This is a genomic window from Streptomyces sp. NTD107 (assembly GCF_059510435.1).
On sequence record NZ_JCAJZV010000005.1, the window covers coordinates 61,241 to 79,737 of the forward strand.

15 protein-coding genes are annotated in these 18,497 nt (G+C 73.4%); 9 read left to right on the forward strand and 6 right to left on the reverse strand.

Going from position 1 to position 18,497, the window contains the following annotated elements:
• Positions 1–92 precede the first annotated feature (92 nt).
• The 7 genes from AC5WRL_RS12500 to AC5WRL_RS12530 are packed head-to-tail and all read left to right on the forward strand — an operon-like array spanning position 93 to position 7,360.
• Entirely contained in the window at positions 93–1,181 is a 1,089-nt protein-coding gene (locus tag AC5WRL_RS12500; protein ID WP_496088518.1) for a sugar ABC transporter substrate-binding protein, read from the forward strand.
• Complete coding sequence (locus AC5WRL_RS12505; protein WP_496088519.1) at positions 1,178–2,236, forward strand: ABC transporter permease; 1,059 nt, start codon at positions 1,178–1,180, stop codon at positions 2,234–2,236. Before AC5WRL_RS12500 ends, AC5WRL_RS12505 begins: the two co-directional genes overlap by 4 nt.
• The gene (locus tag AC5WRL_RS12510) at positions 2,233–3,024 is read left to right on the forward strand and encodes an ATP-binding cassette domain-containing protein (protein ID WP_496088520.1); all 792 of its coding nucleotides are present in this window, start codon (positions 2,233–2,235) and stop codon (positions 3,022–3,024) included. The genes AC5WRL_RS12505 and AC5WRL_RS12510 overlap by 4 nt, the downstream gene beginning before the upstream one ends.
• A 25-nt stretch (positions 3,025–3,049) precedes the next feature.
• The gene (locus tag AC5WRL_RS12515; protein WP_496088521.1) at positions 3,050–4,195 is read left to right on the forward strand and encodes an ROK family glucokinase; all 1,146 of its coding nucleotides are present in this window, start codon (positions 3,050–3,052) and stop codon (positions 4,193–4,195) included.
• Positions 4,192–4,740 carry a hypothetical protein gene (locus tag AC5WRL_RS12520; RefSeq protein ID WP_496088522.1) on the forward strand — a complete coding sequence of 183 codons (549 nt, stop codon included), beginning with the start codon at positions 4,192–4,194 and terminating at the stop codon, positions 4,738–4,740. The genes AC5WRL_RS12515 and AC5WRL_RS12520 overlap by 4 nt, the downstream gene beginning before the upstream one ends.
• A 47-nt stretch (positions 4,741–4,787) precedes the next feature.
• Positions 4,788–6,779, forward strand: a complete 1,992-nt coding sequence (locus tag AC5WRL_RS12525) for a DUF7224 domain-containing protein (protein WP_496088523.1) — start codon at positions 4,788–4,790, stop codon at positions 6,777–6,779.
• Positions 6,776–7,360 (forward strand): hypothetical protein, encoded by a 585-nt coding sequence (locus tag AC5WRL_RS12530; protein WP_496088524.1) that lies wholly within the window; start codon positions 6,776–6,778, stop codon positions 7,358–7,360. Before AC5WRL_RS12525 ends, AC5WRL_RS12530 begins: the two co-directional genes overlap by 4 nt.
• Positions 7,361–7,500: 140 nt before the next feature.
• Here AC5WRL_RS12530 and AC5WRL_RS12535 read toward each other — a convergent pair whose 3' ends face one another.
• A complete protein-coding gene (locus AC5WRL_RS12535) occupies positions 7,501–8,619 on the reverse strand; it encodes a glycerate kinase (RefSeq protein ID WP_496088525.1) in 1,119 nt (372 codons plus the stop codon).
• A 167-nt stretch (positions 8,620–8,786) separates the two neighbouring features.
• Here AC5WRL_RS12535 and AC5WRL_RS12540 point away from each other — a divergent pair, with 167 nt between their 5' ends.
• Complete coding sequence (locus tag AC5WRL_RS12540; RefSeq protein WP_496088526.1) at positions 8,787–10,559, forward strand: BCCT family transporter; 1,773 nt, start codon at positions 8,787–8,789, stop codon at positions 10,557–10,559.
• A gap of 11 nt (positions 10,560–10,570) precedes the next feature.
• Here AC5WRL_RS12540 and AC5WRL_RS12545 read toward each other — a convergent pair whose 3' ends face one another.
• Both AC5WRL_RS12545 and AC5WRL_RS12550 read right to left on the reverse strand, forming a co-directional pair.
• Complete coding sequence (locus tag AC5WRL_RS12545) at positions 10,571–12,001, reverse strand: phytoene desaturase family protein (protein WP_496088527.1); 1,431 nt, start codon at positions 11,999–12,001, stop codon at positions 10,571–10,573.
• Between the two features lie 27 nt (positions 12,002–12,028).
• Positions 12,029–12,844, reverse strand: coding sequence for an inositol monophosphatase family protein (locus AC5WRL_RS12550; RefSeq protein ID WP_496088528.1), 816 nt, complete (start codon positions 12,842–12,844; stop codon positions 12,029–12,031).
• 106 nt (positions 12,845–12,950) lie between these two features.
• On the opposite strand from AC5WRL_RS12550, the gene AC5WRL_RS12555 reads away from it, so the two are divergent.
• Positions 12,951–14,039, forward strand: coding sequence for a hypothetical protein (locus tag AC5WRL_RS12555; protein ID WP_496088529.1), 1,089 nt, complete (start codon positions 12,951–12,953; stop codon positions 14,037–14,039).
• Here the strand turns inward: AC5WRL_RS12555 and AC5WRL_RS12560 are convergent, their stop codons facing one another.
• From AC5WRL_RS12560 to AC5WRL_RS12570, 3 genes are all read right to left on the reverse strand, one after another.
• Positions 14,040–15,248 carry a hypothetical protein gene (locus AC5WRL_RS12560; RefSeq protein WP_496088530.1) on the reverse strand — a complete coding sequence of 403 codons (1,209 nt, stop codon included), beginning with the start codon at positions 15,246–15,248 and terminating at the stop codon, positions 14,040–14,042.
• 39 nt (positions 15,249–15,287) lie between these two features.
• The gene (locus AC5WRL_RS12565; RefSeq protein ID WP_496088531.1) at positions 15,288–16,574 is read right to left on the reverse strand and encodes a hypothetical protein; all 1,287 of its coding nucleotides are present in this window, start codon (positions 16,572–16,574) and stop codon (positions 15,288–15,290) included.
• Between the two features lie 102 nt (positions 16,575–16,676).
• The gene (locus tag AC5WRL_RS12570) at positions 16,677–18,473 is read right to left on the reverse strand and encodes a gamma-glutamyltransferase family protein (protein WP_496088532.1); all 1,797 of its coding nucleotides are present in this window, start codon (positions 18,471–18,473) and stop codon (positions 16,677–16,679) included.
• Positions 18,474–18,497 lie beyond the last annotated feature (24 nt).

The window sequence follows — 18,497 nt, forward strand, 5'->3', positions numbered from 1 at the left end:
CGGCGTGGCGGATACTTGGCCGGGACACTCAGCCGGACGCATGCCGGATGAAACAGACGATGAAGGAGACGGGGCCGCGTGGTGAGGTGCGGATGAGCCGACGACGAGGCAGGGGTACGGGCCGGGCCGCCACCGCCGCGCTGCTGCTCACCTCGGTTCTGCTGGCCACGGCCGGATGCAGTTCCGCCGGCGGCCGGCGGGCGGAGAACGCCGACCCCACGGCCGGCGCGGAAGCCACCGCCGGCGGCGCCGGCAGCGACACCGGCTCCGGGAACGGCAGTGGCGGTGGTTCCCGCACCGGCGGCTCCGGCACCGGCGGCGACGGCTACACCGTGGCCATGGTCACCCACTCCGGGGACGGCGACACCTACTGGGACATCGTCCGTAGCGGCGCCGAACAGGCCGCCGCCAAGGACGACATCAATTTTCTCTACTCCCACGACAGCGACGCCGGCCAGCAGGCCCAGCTCGTCCAGGCCGCCATCGACCAGGACGTCGACGGCCTGATCGTCACCCTCGCCAAGCCCGAGGCCATGCAGGACGTGGTCCGCCGCGCCGTCGCCGCCGGCATCCCGGTGATCACCGTCAACTCCGGCCAGGACGTCTCCGCCGCCTACGGCGCGCTCGCCCACATCGGCCAGGACGAGGTGCTGGCCGGCGAGGCCGTCGGCGAGGAACTGAACGCCCGTGGCGCCACCAAGGCCGTGTGCCTTTTCCACGAGCAGGGCAACGTCGGCCACGAACAGCGCTGCGACGGCGTCCGCAACACCTTCGACGGGGAGGTGAAGGACGTCTTCGCGGACGGCACCAACATGCCCGCCGTGGAATCCACCCTGGAGGCCCAGCTGCTCGCCGACCCCTCCATCGACACCGTGATCACCCTCGGCGCCCCCTACGCGCCCATCGCCGCCAAGGCCGCCAGCCAGGCCGGCAGCGACGCCGAGACCGTCACCTTCGACCTCAACGCCCAGGTCGCCGCCGGCCTCCAGGACGGCTCCATCGCCTTCGCCGTCGACCAGCAGCCCTACCTCCAGGGCTACGAGTCCGTCGACCTGCTGTGGCTCCACCTCACCAACGGCAACATGCTCGGCGGCGGCAAGCCGGTGCTCACCGGCCCGCAGATCGTCACCCGGAACGAGGCCGACGCCCTGCTCGAATACGCCCAGCGAGGCACCCGATGACCGACACCCTCAGCACAGCGCCCGGGCCGGTCGCCCCCGACAGCCGGCTGATCCGCCGCTCGCTGCCGCGCCGGCTGCTGGGCCGCCCCGAGCTGGGCGCCGTCATCGGCGCCGCCGCCCTCTTCGTCTTCTTCGCGATCGTCGCCGACAGCTTCCTCAAACTGGGCGCGCTGTCCACGATCGTCTACGCCTCCTCCACCATCGGCATCATGGCCGTCCCGGTGGCGCTGCTGATGATCGGCGGCGAGTTCGACCTGTCCACCGGCGTGCTGGTCACCTCCTCGGCGCTGGTCTCCTCCATGGTCAGCTACCAGCTCACCGCCAACGTCTGGGTAGGGATAGGGGTATCCCTCCTGGTCACCCTGGCCGTCGGCCTCTTCAACGGCTTCATGCTGGTCCGCACCAAGCTGCCCTCGTTCATCATCACGCTGGGCACCTTCCTGATGCTCACCGGCATCAATCTCGGCCTCACCAAGGTCGTGAGCGGCACGGTCACCACCCGCAGCATCAGCGACATGGACGGCTTCCCCGCCGCCCGCGCCGTCTTCGCCGCCCGCCTGGAGCTCGGCGGCGGCGCCAGCGTCAACGTCACCGTGCTGTGGTGGCTGGGCCTGGTCGCCCTCGCCACCTGGATCCTGCTGCGCACCCGCGCCGGCAACTGGATCTTCGCGGTCGGCGGCGCCCCGGAGGCGGCCCGCGCGGTCGGCGTCCCCGTGACCCGTACCAAGATCGGCCTCTACCTCGGGGTGGCGCTGGCCGCCTGGATCTCCGGGCAGCATCTGCTCTTCAGCTACGACGTCATCCAGTCCAGCGAGGGCATCGGCAACGAGCTGATCTACATCGCGGCGGCCGTGATCGGCGGCTGCCTGCTGACCGGCGGGTACGGCTCGGCGATCGGCGCGGCGGTGGGCGCGTTCATCTTCGGGATGACCAACAAGGGCATCGTCTTCGCCCAGTGGGATCCCAACTGGTTCAAGTTCTTCCTGGGCGCCATGCTGCTGCTGGCCACGCTGCTGAACGCCTGGATCCGCAAGCGGGCGGAGGCCACCCCATGAGCGAACTGCTGGAGCTGGAAGCGGTCAGCAAGTTCTACGGCAACATCCGGGCGCTGACCGAGGTGTCGCTGTCGGTGGGCGCCGGCGAGGTCAGCTGCGTCCTGGGCGACAACGGGGCCGGCAAGTCCACCCTCATCAAGATCATCTCCGGGCTGCACCGGCACGACGCCGGCGCGTACCGCATCGACGGCACGGAGCTGCATCTCGGCTCCCCGCGCGAGGCCCTGGACCGGGGCATCGCCACCGTCTACCAGGACCTCGCCGTCGTTCCGCTCATGCCCATCTGGCGCAACTTCTTCCTCGGCTCCGAGCCGGTCAGGGGCCGCGGCCCGCTGCGCCGCCTGGACGTGGCCACCATGCGCGCCACCACCCGTACGGCCCTGGCGAAGATGGGCATCGACCTGCGGGACGTGGACCAGCCGATCGGCACCCTGTCCGGCGGCGAACGCCAGTGCGTGGCCATCGCCCGCGCCGTGCACTTCGGTGCCCGCGTACTGGTCCTGGACGAGCCGACCGCCGCGCTCGGCGTCAAGCAGGCCGGGATCGTCCTGCGGTACGTGGCCGCCGCCCGCGACGCCGGCCTGGGCGTCGTCCTGATCACCCACAACCCGCACCACGCGCATCTGGTGGGGGACAGCTTCGTGCTGCTCAAGCGCGGCACGATGGCCGGCCGCCACCGGGCGGACGAGATCACCCTGGACGAGCTGACCCGCCAGATGGCGGGCGGCGCCGAGCTGGCGGAGCTCGGCCACGAACTGCGGCGGGGAGATCCCACGGACGCCGGGTAGGGCGGCGTAAGGCAGAATCAAGCCGATGAGTACCTACCGTGAGCGAGTCCACCGGTCATCGGCGAGGGCGACGGTGCTGCGCACCATCGCCACCCGTGAGCGCCGCTCGCATCTGTCCGCGCCCAGGGTGCCCACCGTCGGCATCGACATCGGCGGCACCAAGGTGATGGCCGGGGTCGTGGACGCCGACGGCACCATCCTGGAGAAGGTGCGGACCGAGACCCCGGACAAGTCCAAGAGCCCCAAGGTGGTCGAGGACACCATCGCCGAGCTGGTGCTCGACCTGTCCGACCGGCACGATGTGCACGCGGTGGGCATCGGCGCGGCCGGCTGGGTGGACGCGGACCGCTCGAAGGTGCTGTTCGCCCCGCATCTGGCCTGGCGCAACGAGCCGCTGCGCGACGCGCTGACCGCGCGGCTCGCGGTGCCGGTGATGGTCGACAACGACGCCAACACCGCCGCCTGGGCGGAGTGGCGGTTCGGCGCCGGGCGCGGCCAGGACCATCTGGTGATGATCACCCTGGGTACCGGTATCGGCGGCGCCATACTGGAGGGTGGCCGGGTCAAGCGCGGCCAGTACGGGGTGGCGGGGGAGTTCGGCCACATGCAGGTGGTGCCGGGCGGCCACCGCTGCCCGTGCGGCAACCGCGGCTGCTGGGAGCAGTACAGCTCGGGCAACGCCCTGGTGCGCGAGGCCCGCGAACTGGCCGCCGCCGACTCGCCGGTGGCGCATCACACGCTGGAGCGGGTCAGCGGCCAGATCAACGAGATCACCGGGCCGATGATCACCGAACTGGCCCGGGACGGCGACGCGATGTGCGTGGAGCTGCTCCAGGACATCGGCCACTGGCTGGGGGTGGGCATCGCCAACCTGGCCGCCGCCCTCGACCCGTCCTGCTTCGTCATCGGGGGCGGGGTGAGCGAGGCCGACGATCTGCTGATCGGCCCGGCCCGCGAGGCGTTCCGCCGCCAGCTCACCGGCCGCGGCTACCGCCCGGAGGCCCGCATCGTACGGGCCCAGCTCGGCACGGACGCCGGCATGGTGGGCGCCGCCGACCTGGCCCGCCTGGTGGCCCGCCGCTTCCGCCGCGCCAACCGCCGCCGGGCGGAGCGCATTCACCGGGGAGGCTTCGACCTGAGCCTGCCGCGATCGTGGTCGATGAACTCATGAGCACCGCGATCGACACCGAACGCCCCCCGCGCCGCCCCCAGCACCGCTGGCTGGCGGCGATCGTGGTGGTGCTGCTGATCGCGATCCCGGCCGGCTATCTGGCGCTGTCGGCGTGGCAGAGCCGGGAGAGCGGCGAGGACAAGGCCCGTTCGGCGTCGGCGCGGGCGCTGATCTACGAGTGGCCGAGCAAGGTGCAGCGCCGGATCTACGACATCCCCATCCCGGACGGCTCCACCTACGTCGGCTACTACGAGACCAACGCCTGGCAGCGCAGCACGATGTATGTGCAGTTCCGCACGACCCCCGGCCAGCTGGCGGTCTTCCTGGAGGAGTCCGGCACCGAACGCGCGGCGCTGCGGGAGGACACCATCGCCATCGCCCCCGGCCAGGCGGACATGGTCGGCTGGTCCTTCGACGACCCGGGCCGCCGATACGCGAGCACCGTCATCCCCGGCTCTGCCTCGGCCCCCGAGGTGACCATCACGGTGGACATCACCAAGGATGAGAACCCCCGCGTCTACGTGGTCTCCACCACGGAGCCCTGACGCTCGGTCAGCTCAACTGCGCACATGCTGTGTAGGGTCGGGTGATCATGCCCATCACCTTTCACCAGTGCACCTTTGGCTACCGTCGGAACCGGCCCGTCCTGCGCGACTTCACCTTCACCTTCCCCGCCGGGCGTACCGTCTTCCTGGGCGTCAACGGCGCAGGCAAGAGCACCGTCCTCTCCCTCGCCGCCTCGGTACGGATGCCGTCCTCCGGACAGGTGGGCCTCGGCGAACTGCGTACCGGCCGCCGCGCCGACCTGCGCGCGTACCGGCGCCGGGTGGCCTGGCTGCCGCAGCAGGTACGGCCGGTGGCCGGCCTGACCGTCCGCGAACAGGTCGCCTACGCCGGCTGGTTGAAGGGCATGAGCCGGCACGACGCCTGGCGGCAGACCCCACGGGCCCTGGCCCAGGTGGAGATGGAGCCGTTCGCGGACCGCAAGGCGTCCCAGCTCTCCGGCGGCCAACTCCGCCGCGTCGCCATTGCCCAGGCCCTCGTCCACGACGCGGACGTCCTGCTGCTGGACGAACCCACCGCGGGCCTGGACCCCCGCCAGCGCCGGGTCTTCCAGGATGTGCTGCACCACCTGCCGGCCGACGTACAGGTGATCGTCTCCACCCACGATGTGGCGGACGTCGAGAGCGATTTCGATCAGGTGGTGGTCGTGGACGACGGTCGCGTGAGGTTCTCCGGGCCGGTCTCGGACTTCCTCGCCCATGCCCCCGAGGGCTCCCCCCCCGGCCCGCCGCGCGGAGAACGCCTTCCACGCGCTCACCGGACCGGAGGTGGCATGCGCCTCCTGACCTCCCTGCGGATATCCAGCGCCGCCTGGGCCCTGCTGCCGACCCTGCTGGTGTCGTGGTACATCGCCGCCGACCGGGCCAGGTTCGGCATCGAGGGCTACGGTGCCTCGGCGACCGTCAACGGTCTGGAAGCGATCTTCGCCCCGGCGGCTGCTTGTGCCGCCTGTGCGGCCTGGGAAGCGGCCCGGCTGACGCGGGCCGGCGTCTGGCGGCTGGCCAATCTGCGCGGTCGCTACCGGATCGCCGCCCACGCCCTGATCCCCGTGGCCGTGCTGGGCGCCGCCGGGATGCTCGCGGCGCTCGCCTCGGCCGGGTTGCGACTGCGCGCCGTGCCCGATCTCGACAGTGTGCCGCTGTTGCTGGGCGGCGCCGTTGTCCTCCTCTCCCACAGCGCGGTCGGCTTTCTGCTCGGCTGCCTGCTGCCGGGGATCATCGCCGCCCCGGTGATGCTGCTGGCGGTCTACCTCTGGATGGGCTTCCCCGCGGCGATGGAACCGCCGTGGCTGCGCTACCTCAACGGCCAGCCGATCGATGCTCCCGGGGCGACGGACTCCCTCGCCGCCGGCTACTGGACCGCCCCCTCACTGCTCGCTCTGGGACTGATCGCCGGAGCCATGGCGGCGGTGGCCCCCGTACTGCGCTATGCGGTGCCGCGGGCCCTGGTCGCGGCCGGCTGCGTCACGGCGGGCGCCCTGGGCGCCCACGCCATCGTCGCGGACTGGGAGTACCAGCCGAAGACCGTACCGCGCGCGTTCACCCCGGTGTGCACCGGCGGGGCCCCCGACATCTGTGTGCCGCCCGAGTTCCGGGCGGCGCTGCCCGGCGCCCGGCGCGCCGCCGACGAAGTGCTGCCGCTGCTCGCCGAGGTGGGCTTCGCTCCACCCGAGCGGATCATCATGCAGTCACGGCACGCGGAGCTGCCCGAGAACACCTGGCTGCTCCACACCCATCCCGGACTGACCGACGCACAGCACCGCCGCTCCATCGCCTACAGCGTGCTGCCACCGGACCCGGGCTGCTCCTTCGGCAGGACCACCGACCTGCGGCTCTGGGGGAGCGCGGAGGCATGGCTGTGGCTCACGGCCGGACGGCCCGAGGTGGCCGACCGGCACGACGAGGAGGACCTGGCAGCCGCCGAGGAGATCCGGCAGCTGCCACCAGCCGGGCAACAGCAGTGGTTCCAGGGTATTCAGGACCAACTGCGCACCTGTCTCCCCGAGGAGACGTACCTGTGACGCTCTGGACCCGGGCCCGGCAGCTGTGGCTGCTCGCAGCGGCCGGACTCGCCTACGTCCTCGGCCTCGCCGTCGTCGGCGACGACGGTGTTCGGCTGCCCTCGCTGTCCTCCGCCTTGCCACCCGCCACCCCGCTGGCGCTGTTCCTTCCGCTGGTGATCTGCCTGACGCTGCTGCACTGCCTGAGCAGCGGACTGCCCGAGCAGGAGCGGGCCGGGGTGCGGCCGGTGTGGCGGTACGACGTGGCGCTGATCGCCGCCACCGGTGCGCTCGCCGTGCCGTTCGGCGTCGCGGTGGCCGAACTGCTGGATTTCCCCGCCGCCGCCTCCACCGGGCGTAACCTGCTCTTCCTGTGCGGCCTGATGCTGCTGGTGCGCGGCCTCTCGGACGATCGCGGTGCGGGCGCCGCACCCGTGGTGTGGCTCATCGCGGTGACCATCTTCGGGTACGCCCCCTCCGGCGCTCCCTACCCCTGGACCGTCGTCGCGCTGCCGCCCGGGGACGGGCTCTCCTGGACGGCCGCGCTGCTGGTGTTCGGGGCCGGGATGGGGCTGCTGGCGCGGGGCGAGCGGGACTACTAGGCAGTCTCGTTCGGATTCTCGTGGATCAGGCCGTGTCGTCGGATGCGGTGCGTCGCAAGGCGCCGGAGCGCCCTCAGAGTGGTTTCCCGTGGGCATTTCGGCACCGCGGCGCGGCCCCGCGAAGATCCGAACGAGACTGCCTACAGGTGGTCCTGGGCCAGTTGTTCCGCCGCGCGTTCCAGCAGGGGGCCCGCCTCGCGCATGGAGACGGCGGGGTCGGGTTCCAGGGCGGACAGGGGGTACGCCTGCTCGATGCCCGCCGCTCGCAAGGTGGCCGTGTCGATGGCCAGCCGGCCGCACACCGCGAGGACCGTGCGGCCCGCCGCGCGGGAGGCCGCCGCCACCCCGGCCGGGGCCTTGCCGTGCAGGGTCTGCTCGTCCAGCGAGCCCTCGCCGGTGATCACCAGCGTGGCCCGCTCCAGCGCCGCGGCGAAGCCCAGGACGTCGAGCAGCACCTCGATACCGGGCCGGAAGACGGCGTTCAGGCCGATCAGCGCACCGTAGCCGATGCCGCCCGCCGCGCCCGCGCCCGGGGCGGCGGCGAGGTCGGGGCGGCCCAGCACCTCGGCGAAGTGCGCCAGCGCCGCGTCCAGCGTCGCCACGGTCTGCGCGTCGGCGCCCTTCTGCGGCCCGTAGACCGCCGCCGCGCCGTGCGGGCCGGTCAGCGGGTTGTCCACATCGCTGGCCAGGATGATCTCGGTGTCCTTCAACCGCGGGTCGAGGCCGGTCAGATCGGCGCTCGCCAGGTCACGCAGCGGGCCGCCCCCGTACGGCAGCGGGTCGCCGTCGCCGTCCAGCAGCCGCGCCCCCAGCGCCACCAGCATCCCGGCGCCGCCGTCGGTGGTGGCCGAGCCGCCCACCCCCAGCACGATGGTGCGCGCGCCCGCGTCCAGCGCCGCGCTCAGCAGCTCGCCGGTGCCGTACGTGGTGGCGGCCAGCGGCGCGAACACCCCCGGCGGCAGATGCCGCAGCCCCGACGCCTCCGCCATCTCCACGATCGCGGTCCGCCCCCGTACCGCGAACCCCGCCGTGACCGGGGTGCCCAGCGGCCCGGTCACCTCCATCTCGTGGAGCGTGAACCCCGCCTCCACGGCCGCCGCGACCGTACCGTCGCCCCCGTCGGCCACCGGCAGGGCCTCCACCGGCACGCCGGGCCGTGCCCGGTGCAGGCCGGCCGTCACATGTGCGGCGACCTCGGCCGCGGTCAGTGACCCCTTGAACTTGTCCGCGGCGATGAGTACGCGCGCCGTCTGACCCATGTGCTGCCCCTGTTGTGGTCGCTTCGTTGCAAGTGTCCAGGCAGTCATGCCCGGGTGACCCTATCCGCCGCGCACCGCCGAGGGCCATGCCTGTCCACCGCCGCGCCGATCACATCGCGGCGTGCCGGGCGCCCGCAACCCCGGCATTCGTCCCATAGTGGTGCACTATGACCACGGATGTGACCGTCCCGCCCCAGCCCCCCGACGCCGGGACCGGGGCGCCGCACCGGCCCGACCCGCCACCCGACGTCACGGTCATCGTCCTCGGCATGGCCGCCGTCCTGGGGGTGGTCGGGTGGGCGGCGTTCGGCAAGGACAACTTCGCCTCGGTCACCGAGAGTTCCCTGGACTGGGTGCTCTCCAACTTCTCCTGGCTGTTCATCATCGCCGCCAACGTCTTCCTGGTGACCTGCTTCGTCATCGCCTTCAGCCGGTTCGGCCGGATCCGGCTCGGCCGCGACGACGACGAGCCGGAGTTCTCCTCGCTGTCCTGGATCGCCATGATGTTCGCCGCCGGCATGGGCATCGGGCTCATGTTCTTCGGCGTCGGCGAACCCCTGCTCCACTTCGCCTCCCCGCCGCCCTTCGGCGACATCGCACCGCGCAGCAACGAAGCCGCCCGCGCCGCCCTCGAATACTCCTTCTTCCACTGGACGCTGCACCCCTGGGCCATCTACGGCATCGCCGGCCTCGGCCTCGCCTACGCCACCTTCCGCAAGGCCCGCGGCAACCGGATCAGCGCCGTCTTCGTCCCCCTCATCGGCGCCCGGCACAGCGCCGGGGCGGCCGGCCGGCTCATCGACCTGCTCGCCGTCTTCGCCACCGTCTTCGGCACCGCCACCAGCCTGGGCCTGGGCGCCCTCCAGGTCTCCAGGGGCCTCAACATCACCACCCACGTCGAGGACAGCCTCACCCTGCGGATGATCATCATCGGCGCGCTCGGCAGCGCCTTCGTCGTCTCCGCCTTCAGCGGGCTGCACAAGGGCGTCAAATGGCTCAGCAACATCAACATCGTGCTGGCCATCAGCCTCGCCCTGTTCATCTTCGTGGTCGGCCCCACCGTGTACATCCTGGGCGCCATCCCGGCAGGCCTCGGCGTCTACCTCGAAGACCTGATGGTGCTCTCCTCCCGCACCGGCGCCTTCGGCAACGAGGACTGGCTGGGCGCCTGGACCATCTTCTACTGGGCCTGGTGGATGTCCTGGGCGCCGTTCGTGGGCACCTTCATCGCCCGCATCTCCCGGGGCCGCACCATCCGCGAATTCCTCATCGGAGTGCTGCTCATCCCCTCCGGCGCCTCGATCATCTGGTTCTCCATCCTGGGCGGCAGCGCCCTGCGCATCGACTCCACCGGCGGCGCCGACCTGACCGGCGAGGTCAACAGCGGGGGTGAGGAGGCCGCCCTGTTCGCCCTGCTGGACGCGCTGCCGCTGGGTACCGTCACCGCGTTCGTCGCGATGATCCTGGTGATGCTCTACTTCATCACCAGCGCCGACTCCGCCTCCCTGGTGATGGGCTCGCTCACCAGCCGTGGCGCCCTGCACCCGCGCAAATGGCTGGTCGTCGCCTGGGGCATCCTGATGGGCGCGGTGGCCGCCGTACTGCTGGTCGCGGGCGGCCTCGACTCACTCAAATCCGGCACCATCCTGGTGGCGCTGCCCTTCGTGGTGGTGATGCTCGCGATGTGCTGCGCCCTGGTGATCGAACTGCGCTCCGACCCCGGCGCCGGAGCCCCCCGGCACCTGCCGCTGCACGGCATCAGGGAGGCGGTACGGGCCATGGTGGGCGAGGCCGTCGAGGAGCGCACCCGTGGCCCCCGGCACTGGCGGCTGCGCCGCACGGCCGACAACGTACGCGACCGGCAGGACGACAGCGGCAGCGGCAGCGGCAGCGGCACCGGGACCGCCACCGACCACCCGCCGTCGCCCCCCGACCCGTGAGGCGCCCGGCGTCACAGCCGCTGCCGCCGCAGCCGCCGCCACACCACCTTCGCCGCGTTGTGCCCCGACATCCCGTGCACCCCCGGCCCCGGCCACGCCGCCTGCGAGCACAGGAAGACCGCCGGATGCGCCGTGGTGTACGGGGACCACGCCGGCCGCGGCCGGAACATCGTCTGCAACCCGCTGAACGCCCCACAGGCGGTGTCCCCGCCCACATAGTTGACATTGCGCCGCGCCAGCTCCGCCGGCCCGGCCACCGCCCGCGCCAGCACCCGGTCCCTGAACCCCGGCGCGAACCGCTCGATCTGCGTCTCCAGAGCCTCCGTCAGATCGCCGTCCCAGCCGTTGGGCACATGCCCGTACGCCCAGAAGACATGCTTGCCGGCCGGCGCCCGGGACGGATCCAGCAGCGTCGGCTGCGAGGTGATCATGAACGGCACCTCCGGCCCCCGCCCCCGCACCGTGGCATCGCGCAGCGCCGTCTCGATCTCCGCGCTGCTCGCCCCGAGATGGACCGTGCCCGCGCGGTGCGCCTGTGGCGCCGTCCACGGCACCGGACCGTCCATCGCGTAATCGATCTTGAACGAGGCCGCCCCGTACCGGAACCGCGGGTACGCCCGCCCCAGGCCCGCGATCCGCGCCATCGCCGTGGGGGAGGTGTCGAAGACATACGCCCGGGCCGGCGGCAGCTCATCCAGCCGCCGCACCTCCACCCCCGTGTGCACGGTGCCGCCCAGCGCCCGCAGATAGCCGGTCAGCGCGTCCGCGATCGACTGCGAGCCGCCGCGCGCGATCGGCCAGCCGCCCTCGTGCGCCGCCAGCGCGAACACCATCGCGATCGCCGAGGTGGCCGGCGTGGTGCCCGCCGGCGAGATCACATGCGCGGCCAGCCCGTGGAACAGCGCCCGCGCCTTCTCGTCCCGGAACCGGGCCCGCGCCACCCACGCCGCCGGCTGAAGCCCCGTCAGCCCGAACCGCGCCAGGGTGAGCGGCGCGGCGGGCAGCCCGTCCCACGGCACCTTCAGAAAGTCTCCGGCCAGCGCGTCCCAGCGGCCCAGATACGGGGCCATCAGCCGCCGGTACGCCTCCGCGTCGCGCGGCCCCAGCGAGGCCGCCGTCACCCCCACCTCACGGGCGAGGACCGCCGCGCTGCCGTCCGGGAACGGATGCGCCAGCGCCAGCTCCGGATGCAGCCACTCCAAGCCGTAGCGTTCCAGCGGCATCGCCTTGAACGCCGGTGATCCGGCGCCCATCGGATGCACCGCCGAACACGGATCGTGCCGGAACCCCGGCAGCGTGAGTTCCTCGGTGCGGGACCCCCCGCCCACCGTCTCCTTGGCCTCGAACACCTCGACGGACATGCCCCGCCGGGCCAGCTCCACGGCGGCGGTCAGCCCATTCGGGCCGGCCCCCACCACCACCGCGTCCCGCATGGTCGGCACGTTACGGCTCCCCTCACCGGTGTGGATTCACGCTCCGGACAGCAAGGAGAGAATACGCCGCGCCGTCGCCGCGTCCCGAGCCGCCGTGAAGGGCAGCGCGTTGCCGCCGGCGATCGCGAACGGCACCCCCGCCACCGTCTCGTGCACCCCGCCCGCCTCCAGCACCAGCAGCAGCCCCGCCGCGTGGTCCCAGGCCGACTCCCAGTTGAACGCCACCGCGTCCAGCTCCCCGCGCGCGATCCGCAGATACTCCAGCCCCGCCGAACCGCACTGGCGCGGCGCCACCCCGTCCGCCCACAGCCGGGCCAGCACCCGCTTCTCCTCGTCCGTCGTGTAGTGCGGGTGCGCGTGCGCCACCCGCAGCGGCCGGCCCGGCTGCGGTGAGCCGGCGACCAGCCGCTCACCGTCGAGGAACGCCCCCGCCCCGCGCCGGGCCCGCGCGGTGAGCCCGAGCGCCGGCGCATGCGTCCAGGAGCCGTGCAACACCCCCCGGTGGGCCAGCCCCACCAGGGTGCAGAAGCCCTTGTCGCCCTCCACGAACTGGCGGGTGCCGTCCACCGGATCCACGATCCACACCGGCGCGTCACCCGCCAGCGCCCCGTACGTCGACGGGTCCGCCGCCACCGCCTCCTCGCCCACCACCACGGAGCCGGGCAGCAGCCCCGTCAGTATCTCCGTCAGCCGCTCCTCGGCCAGTCGGTCCGCGACCGTCACCAGATCGTGCGGACCCGACTTGACCGCCACCTCGTCCTCGGCGAGCCGCCGCCAGCGCGGCATGATCTCCTCGGCGGCGACGGAGCGTACGGCCTCTTCCACCTTCACGGCCAGCTGTTCATCGATCATGCCCCCCATCGAAGCACGTCGCGGGTCACCCCGGACGGTGAGCCGGCCGTGGCGGAGGGCACACTGGCAGCCGGCGCGACGCCGCGCCGGGGGAGGGGAACTGGCCATGGGAGTGGTACGGGAGTTACGCCGCTGGGCGTGGGAACGCTGGATCGCGCTCGGGGTGCTGGTGCTGCTGCTGACCGCCCTCCAGACGGGGACCGGCCAGCAGATCACCGACAAGGCGCTGGTGCGGCTCCAGCCGTGCGGCGGAATCCTGCGCGCCACGGAACTGGCCGCCGTGCCGGGCTGGGACGAGGTGGACGGACAGCGGTTCGTCCACCATCCGCGGCTGGACCGGCTCAGCTGTACGCTGCTGCGCGGCAGCGCCCCCCGGGCGCCGGACTGGCTGACCCTGTCCGCCACCGGCGCGGCGGAGGAGATCGACGCCGAGCTGCTTGCGGCGACCTGGTGGGACCCGTCGAACCGGGGCGGGCCGCTGCCCGACGGACTGCCCGGATTCCTGGTCGAGGAACCGCCCGAGCGGATCCGGATCGTGCTGCTGCTGCCCTGTGCCGCCACGCCGGACGGACAGCTGCTGGTGCAACTGTGGGCGCACGGCGCACGGCAGGGGGAGGAAGAAGCGGCGCTGCTGCGGGCCGCCGTGGGCGCGGCCAACGCCACCGCCGGCGGGTTCGGCTGCGGCGAACCGCCGCTGCCACTGCCCCAGGACCCGGTCCGGCGCCATCAGGACGGGCTGCCCGTGGCGGTGGTGAGCGACGCCGCCCCGTGCGCGGCGATCATCCCGGAGCTGCCCGACGAGGGCCCGCCCGGTGGCTGGCGGATGCATGAGGTGGTTCCGGACGGCGGACCGTTCGGGGTGTGCGCCCTGCCCTTCGACCACGGCAGGAACACGCTGCTGGTCAGCGCCGCCTACGGTCCGTGGAGCGCGTACAAGCATGTGGAGAGCCCCTCGGAGGGGTGGGCGGAGCCGCTGCTGTCGGAGCAGTGGAGGCCCGTCGCGGGCGAGTCCGTCGCAGTGGCCCACACCACTTGTGACGGTGCGTTCGCCCTGTTCCGGGCCGAGGTCGACCTCTACGAGCAGAGCCAGTTCACCAAGGAGTCACTCACCGCGATCGTGACGGCCTTCGCCGTCGATCAGGCCGACCGCCGCGGCTGCGCGCCGCCACGGCTGCCGGCCGCCGGTCAGGAATAGTCAGGAATGGCGCCAGGACGCGCCGTGGAGCGCCTGCGCGTAGGCGGTGCCCAGCACCGCGCGCAGCGGCACCCACTCCGCCTCGGGAAGTCCGCGCTGCTCGGCCCAGCGCTCCAACATCATGATCAGGTGTCCCCGGGCGGCCAGGAAGGCGTCGTCGGCCGTGGGCCCGGGGGCGGGGGCCCGGCGCGCCAGATCACCGGTGAGCACCGGCGGCTGCGGTGGGTCGGCGACGGCGAGGAACGTGCCCCGGCTGTGCTTGCGTACGGCGTCGTCGAAGGCCGCGAGGTCGGTGATGGTGCCGTCCTCCGCGTACCGGGCCCGCAGGTGGGTCAGATCGGCGACGCCCCGCGTCAGCTCACGGAGGGGACCGTACGTATGGAGCCGCGGGGTCGTCCCGACGCCGGCGGTCAGTACCCCCTCCGCGTCCACCGACAGCTGGTCCAGATAGTGGGCACCGTGCGCGCGGTAGGCGTCGTGCAGGATGGCGTACGCCTGCGGATGGGAGACGATCCGGGCGATGACGGTGTACAGCGGGTCCGTCCACGCGTGGAGGGTGTCGCCGGTCACCGGGTCGGTCTCCTCCGCCCACTCGCCGGCGGAGGAGAACAGCACCCGCGCCTCGTCCGTCGCCCGGTCGGCCAGGGCCCGTACCAGCGCGTCGCTCGGAACGGGAGTGACCAGGTCCGGCACATAGGCGGCCAGCATCGTGGCGACATACGGCTCCAGGCCGGGCGGCACCACCGGCGGCAGGGCATCCCGGGGACCGGCAGGCAGCACCGTCCGGCTGCTCGCCGCCATCCCGAGGACCGCCACCGTGTCGTGGACGATCGACGCCATGGCCAGGGTGTGCGGAACGGCGGGACCGTTCTGTTCGGCGAGGGTCTGCCCGGTGGTGGCGGCCACCAGGATGGCCCCCAGCAGGTCGGGCCCGGACGGCCCGTCGCAGGTGACCCAGTGCCGCGGCGCCAGCAGATCGGCCACGCCACCGCCGCCCGCGCTGTCGGTGCCGGCGTCGACGTCCAGCCCGGGATCGAGGTACGCGGTGGCCGCCGCCGGATCATCGGCGAGCGCGGCGATCTCCAGGGGCACGTCCCAGCAGCGCACGCTCGGTTCGGCCCGCCACAGCACCACCCCCAGCGGCACCAGCAGCGCCACCGACACCAACGGCCCGAGCCACTTGCCCGCCGCCACCCCCCACGCAGCCATGACGGACAGCCTACCGGCGGGTCGTGTGCCGGGCCGGGGTCAGGCCAGCCCTGCCCGGCGCAGTTCGCTGGTGATCGCGTAGTGGTGCCGGGGAGACAGCCCGTGAGCCGCCGTCAGCAGCAGCGGGGCCACCACCTCGGGGGCCGGCACGGCCGCGCCCGCCGCCTCCTCCGCCGGCCGCGCCCCCACCAGCGCCGCCAGCAGCGTGACCGCCTCCTCGGACCGCCCCGCGTGCCACAACTCGGCCGCGATCACCCCGGCCTCCGCCGCCGGCCGGGCGGCAGCCTGGCGCAGCAGCGCCACGCAGTCGCGCTCCCGGCCCGCACCGGCCAGCGCCTCCGCCACCGCCGCCAGCGGACCGGGCGGCAGCGACGCCGCCTCCCACAGCAAGGTGGCCACGTCCGAGATCAGACCGGTGCGTTCCAACTCGGTGAGCAGCACCGGCAGCCGGGCCGCCGGACCGCTCACCGCCTCGCTCAGCACGATGTGCGCCCGGCCGCTGGCACCGGCGGCGCGCAGCCCGGCCAGTTCCCCGGCCATCGCCAGCGCCGCCCGCCGGTCCTCCTCGGTCAGCCGCTGCCGCCGCTCCTGCCGGGACTCGCGCAGCGCCCCCGCGAACCGCGAGCCACCCGGCGGCGCCGCCGGCGGCTCCACCACGTCGCCCGCGGCCGGCTGCGCGGGGACCACCACCACCTCGTCCTCCGCCTCGATCCCGGCGAAGCGTGCCCCGCGCGGCTTGGGCTTCCTCGCCCTCACCACCGGCTCCGGCGGCGCGACGGGCGCCCGCGCCGCCGGCTCCTGGGGCAGCGCCGCGAGCCGGGCCCGCAGTTCGGCCCCGCGCGCCCGCGCCCGCTCCTCGTCGTCCCTGGCCCACAGCCGCTGCGCCGCCAGCCGCTGCTCCTCACCGCCCTGACCCACCCGACGGGCCAGATGCAGCGCGTCGGACAGCTGCGTGGAGCGGCTGGCGGCAGCCCGCCTGGCCGCCTGGGCCGCCGCCAGAGCGTGCTCCAGCGCGGCCCGCCCGCCCGGCAGCGCGTCCAGGGCGCGCGCCGCGCCCTCGTACCGCCCGCGCAGCCGGGCGCCGGTGCTCTCGGCGGCGCCGGTCCCGCTGCGTACCGCCAGATCCTGGAGCAGATCGGCGACCACGTCCCACGGCGGCAGTTCCCGGCCCGCCAGCCAGCCGGCCAGTTCCTCCGGGCCGCGTCTGGAGAAGGCCGCGTACCATCCGGCCGCCGGGTCGAGCGTGGCGGTGATCCTCCGCAGCTCGCCAGTGAAGGCAGCCAGTTCGGCCGCCGCTTCCCGCTGGGCCCTGGGCACATCTGCCATAGCCGCTACTGAATCCAACGGTGTTACGCATCGTGTTACCGGCGTGCTACGAGCGCTTTTCCGAAGGTTCTTCCGCAATCACCCGCCGCTACCGCCCCGCGCTCACCGGCCCACGGCGTACCCCTGCGCCCCGCGCGGATTCGCCGCCGCCAGCAGCACCCCGCGCTCCGGGTCGCGGCCCACCGCGCACAGCCGCCCCGCCGTCCACGGCCCGTCGACCGTCACCTGGTGCCCGCGCCGCCGCAGTTCGGCGATCGTTTCCTTCCCGATTCGCGACTCGACGGTGACGCTGCCCGGACGCGTCCCGCGCGGATAGAAGGAGCTGGGGAAGCTGTCCTGGTGCCAGTTGGGCGCGTCGATCGCGCCTTGCAGATCCAGCCCGCCGCGCACCGCCGGCCGCAGCACGGCGGCCAGGAAGAAGTGCAGCTGCCACTGGTCCTGCTGGTCCCCGCCCGGGGTGCCGAACGCCAGCACCGGCTCCCCGTCGCGCAGCGCAAGCGACGGGCTGAGCGTGGTGCGGGGCCGGCGGCCCGGCGTCAGCGAGGTGGGCAGCCCCTCCTCCAGCCAGGTCATCTGGAGCCGGGTGCCCAGCGGGAAGCCGAGACCCTCGATCACCGGGCTGGACTGGAGCCAGCCGCCGCTGGGCGTCGCGCTGACCATGTTGCCCCAGCGGTCCACGACATCGACATGGCAGGTGTCGCCCCGCGTCTCCCCGCTGCGGTCCACGGTCGGCTCGCCCGACCCGGCCACCGGCGCGCCGCCCGAGCGCTCCGCGCCCGCCAGCGCCAGCGCGGCGAGCCGCGGCGTACGGCCACCGGGCGAGCCGGGCCGCAGCTCGTACGAGGCGCCCTCGCCGATCAGCTCCCGGCGCCGCGCGTTGTACGGCGCCGACAGCAGCTCCTCCAGCGGTACGTCGCCACTGTCCCCGTACCACGCCTCCCGGTCGGCCATCGCGAGCTTGCCGCCCTCGATCAGCGTGTGCACATACTCCGGGGTGCCGTACGCCGCCGCGTCGAGCCCCGGATCCAGCAGCGCCAACTGCTGGAGCAGCGCCGGGCCCTGGCTCCACGGGCCGGCCTTGCACACCGTCCAGCCCTGCCAGTCGTAGCTCACCGGCTCCTCGTACCCGGCCGACCAGCCGGTCAGATCATCACCGCTCAGCACGCCCGCGTGCCGCTCCCCGGAGGAGTCCATCGCCGGCCGGGCGGCGTGCACCGCGATCGCCTCGCCGATGAAGCCCTCCCGCCAGATCCGGCGGGCCGCCTCGATCTCCGCCTCCCGGTTACGTCCCGGGCCCGCCGACTCCTTCAGCAGCCGGCGCCAGGTCGCGGCCAGCTGCGGATTGCGCAGCATCCCGCCCGCCGCCGGGGCCACGCCGCCGGGCAGATACACCCCCGCCGAGGACGTCCACTCCTCCTCGAACAGCTCCCGCACCGACTCCACGGTGAGCCCGATCCGCTCCACCGCCGGGTGGCCGTCCTCCGCGTACCCGATCGCGTACCTCAGCACCTGCGCCAGGCTCTTGGTGCCGTGGTCGCGCAGCAGCGTCAGCCAGGCGTCGACCGCGCCGGGGACGACGGCGGCCAGCGGGCCGGTACCGGGCACCAGGTCCAGGCCGAGCGCGTCCCGGTAGTGGCCGATGGTGGCCCCGGCGGGGGCCGGGCCCTGCCCGCACAGCACCTGTATCCGGCCGCCGGCCGGCGCCAGGATGATGGGGACGTCCCCGGCCGGGCCGTTGAGATGCGGCTCGACGACATGCAGGACGAAGCCGGCCGCCACGGCGGCGTCGAAGGCGTTCCCGCCGTCTTCGAGCACCGCCATCGCGGAGGAGGAGGCCAGCCAGTGGGTGCTGGAGACCATGCCGAAGGTGCCTTGCAGGGTGGGGCGTGTGGTGACCATGCGGCGAAGCGTACGCCCAGGGGT

What these genes read in the sequence shown, in the direction of transcription:
- AC5WRL_RS12500 (WP_496088518.1), top strand. Translation starts at nt 93, where the DNA reads ATGAGCCGACGACGAGGCAGGGGTACGGGCCGGGCCGCCACCGCCGCG.
- AC5WRL_RS12505 (WP_496088519.1), top strand. Translation starts at nt 1,178, where the DNA reads ATGACCGACACCCTCAGCACAGCGCCCGGGCCGGTCGCCCCCGACAGC.
- AC5WRL_RS12510 (WP_496088520.1), top strand. Translation starts at nt 2,233, where the DNA reads ATGAGCGAACTGCTGGAGCTGGAAGCGGTCAGCAAGTTCTACGGCAAC.
- AC5WRL_RS12515 (WP_496088521.1), top strand. Translation starts at nt 3,050, where the DNA reads ATGAGTACCTACCGTGAGCGAGTCCACCGGTCATCGGCGAGGGCGACG.
- AC5WRL_RS12520 (WP_496088522.1), top strand. Translation starts at nt 4,192, where the DNA reads ATGAGCACCGCGATCGACACCGAACGCCCCCCGCGCCGCCCCCAGCAC.
- AC5WRL_RS12525 (WP_496088523.1), top strand. Translation starts at nt 4,788, where the DNA reads ATGCCCATCACCTTTCACCAGTGCACCTTTGGCTACCGTCGGAACCGG.
- AC5WRL_RS12535 (WP_496088525.1), bottom strand. Translation starts at nt 8,619, where the DNA reads ATGGGTCAGACGGCGCGCGTACTCATCGCCGCGGACAAGTTCAAGGGG.
- AC5WRL_RS12540 (WP_496088526.1), top strand. Translation starts at nt 8,787, where the DNA reads ATGACCACGGATGTGACCGTCCCGCCCCAGCCCCCCGACGCCGGGACC.
- AC5WRL_RS12550 (WP_496088528.1), bottom strand. Translation starts at nt 12,844, where the DNA reads ATGATCGATGAACAGCTGGCCGTGAAGGTGGAAGAGGCCGTACGCTCC.
- AC5WRL_RS12555 (WP_496088529.1), top strand. Translation starts at nt 12,951, where the DNA reads ATGGGAGTGGTACGGGAGTTACGCCGCTGGGCGTGGGAACGCTGGATC.
- AC5WRL_RS12560 (WP_496088530.1), bottom strand. Translation starts at nt 15,248, where the DNA reads ATGGCTGCGTGGGGGGTGGCGGCGGGCAAGTGGCTCGGGCCGTTGGTG.
- AC5WRL_RS12565 (WP_496088531.1), bottom strand. Translation starts at nt 16,574, where the DNA reads ATGGCAGATGTGCCCAGGGCCCAGCGGGAAGCGGCGGCCGAACTGGCT.
- AC5WRL_RS12570 (WP_496088532.1), bottom strand. Translation starts at nt 18,473, where the DNA reads ATGGTCACCACACGCCCCACCCTGCAAGGCACCTTCGGCATGGTCTCC.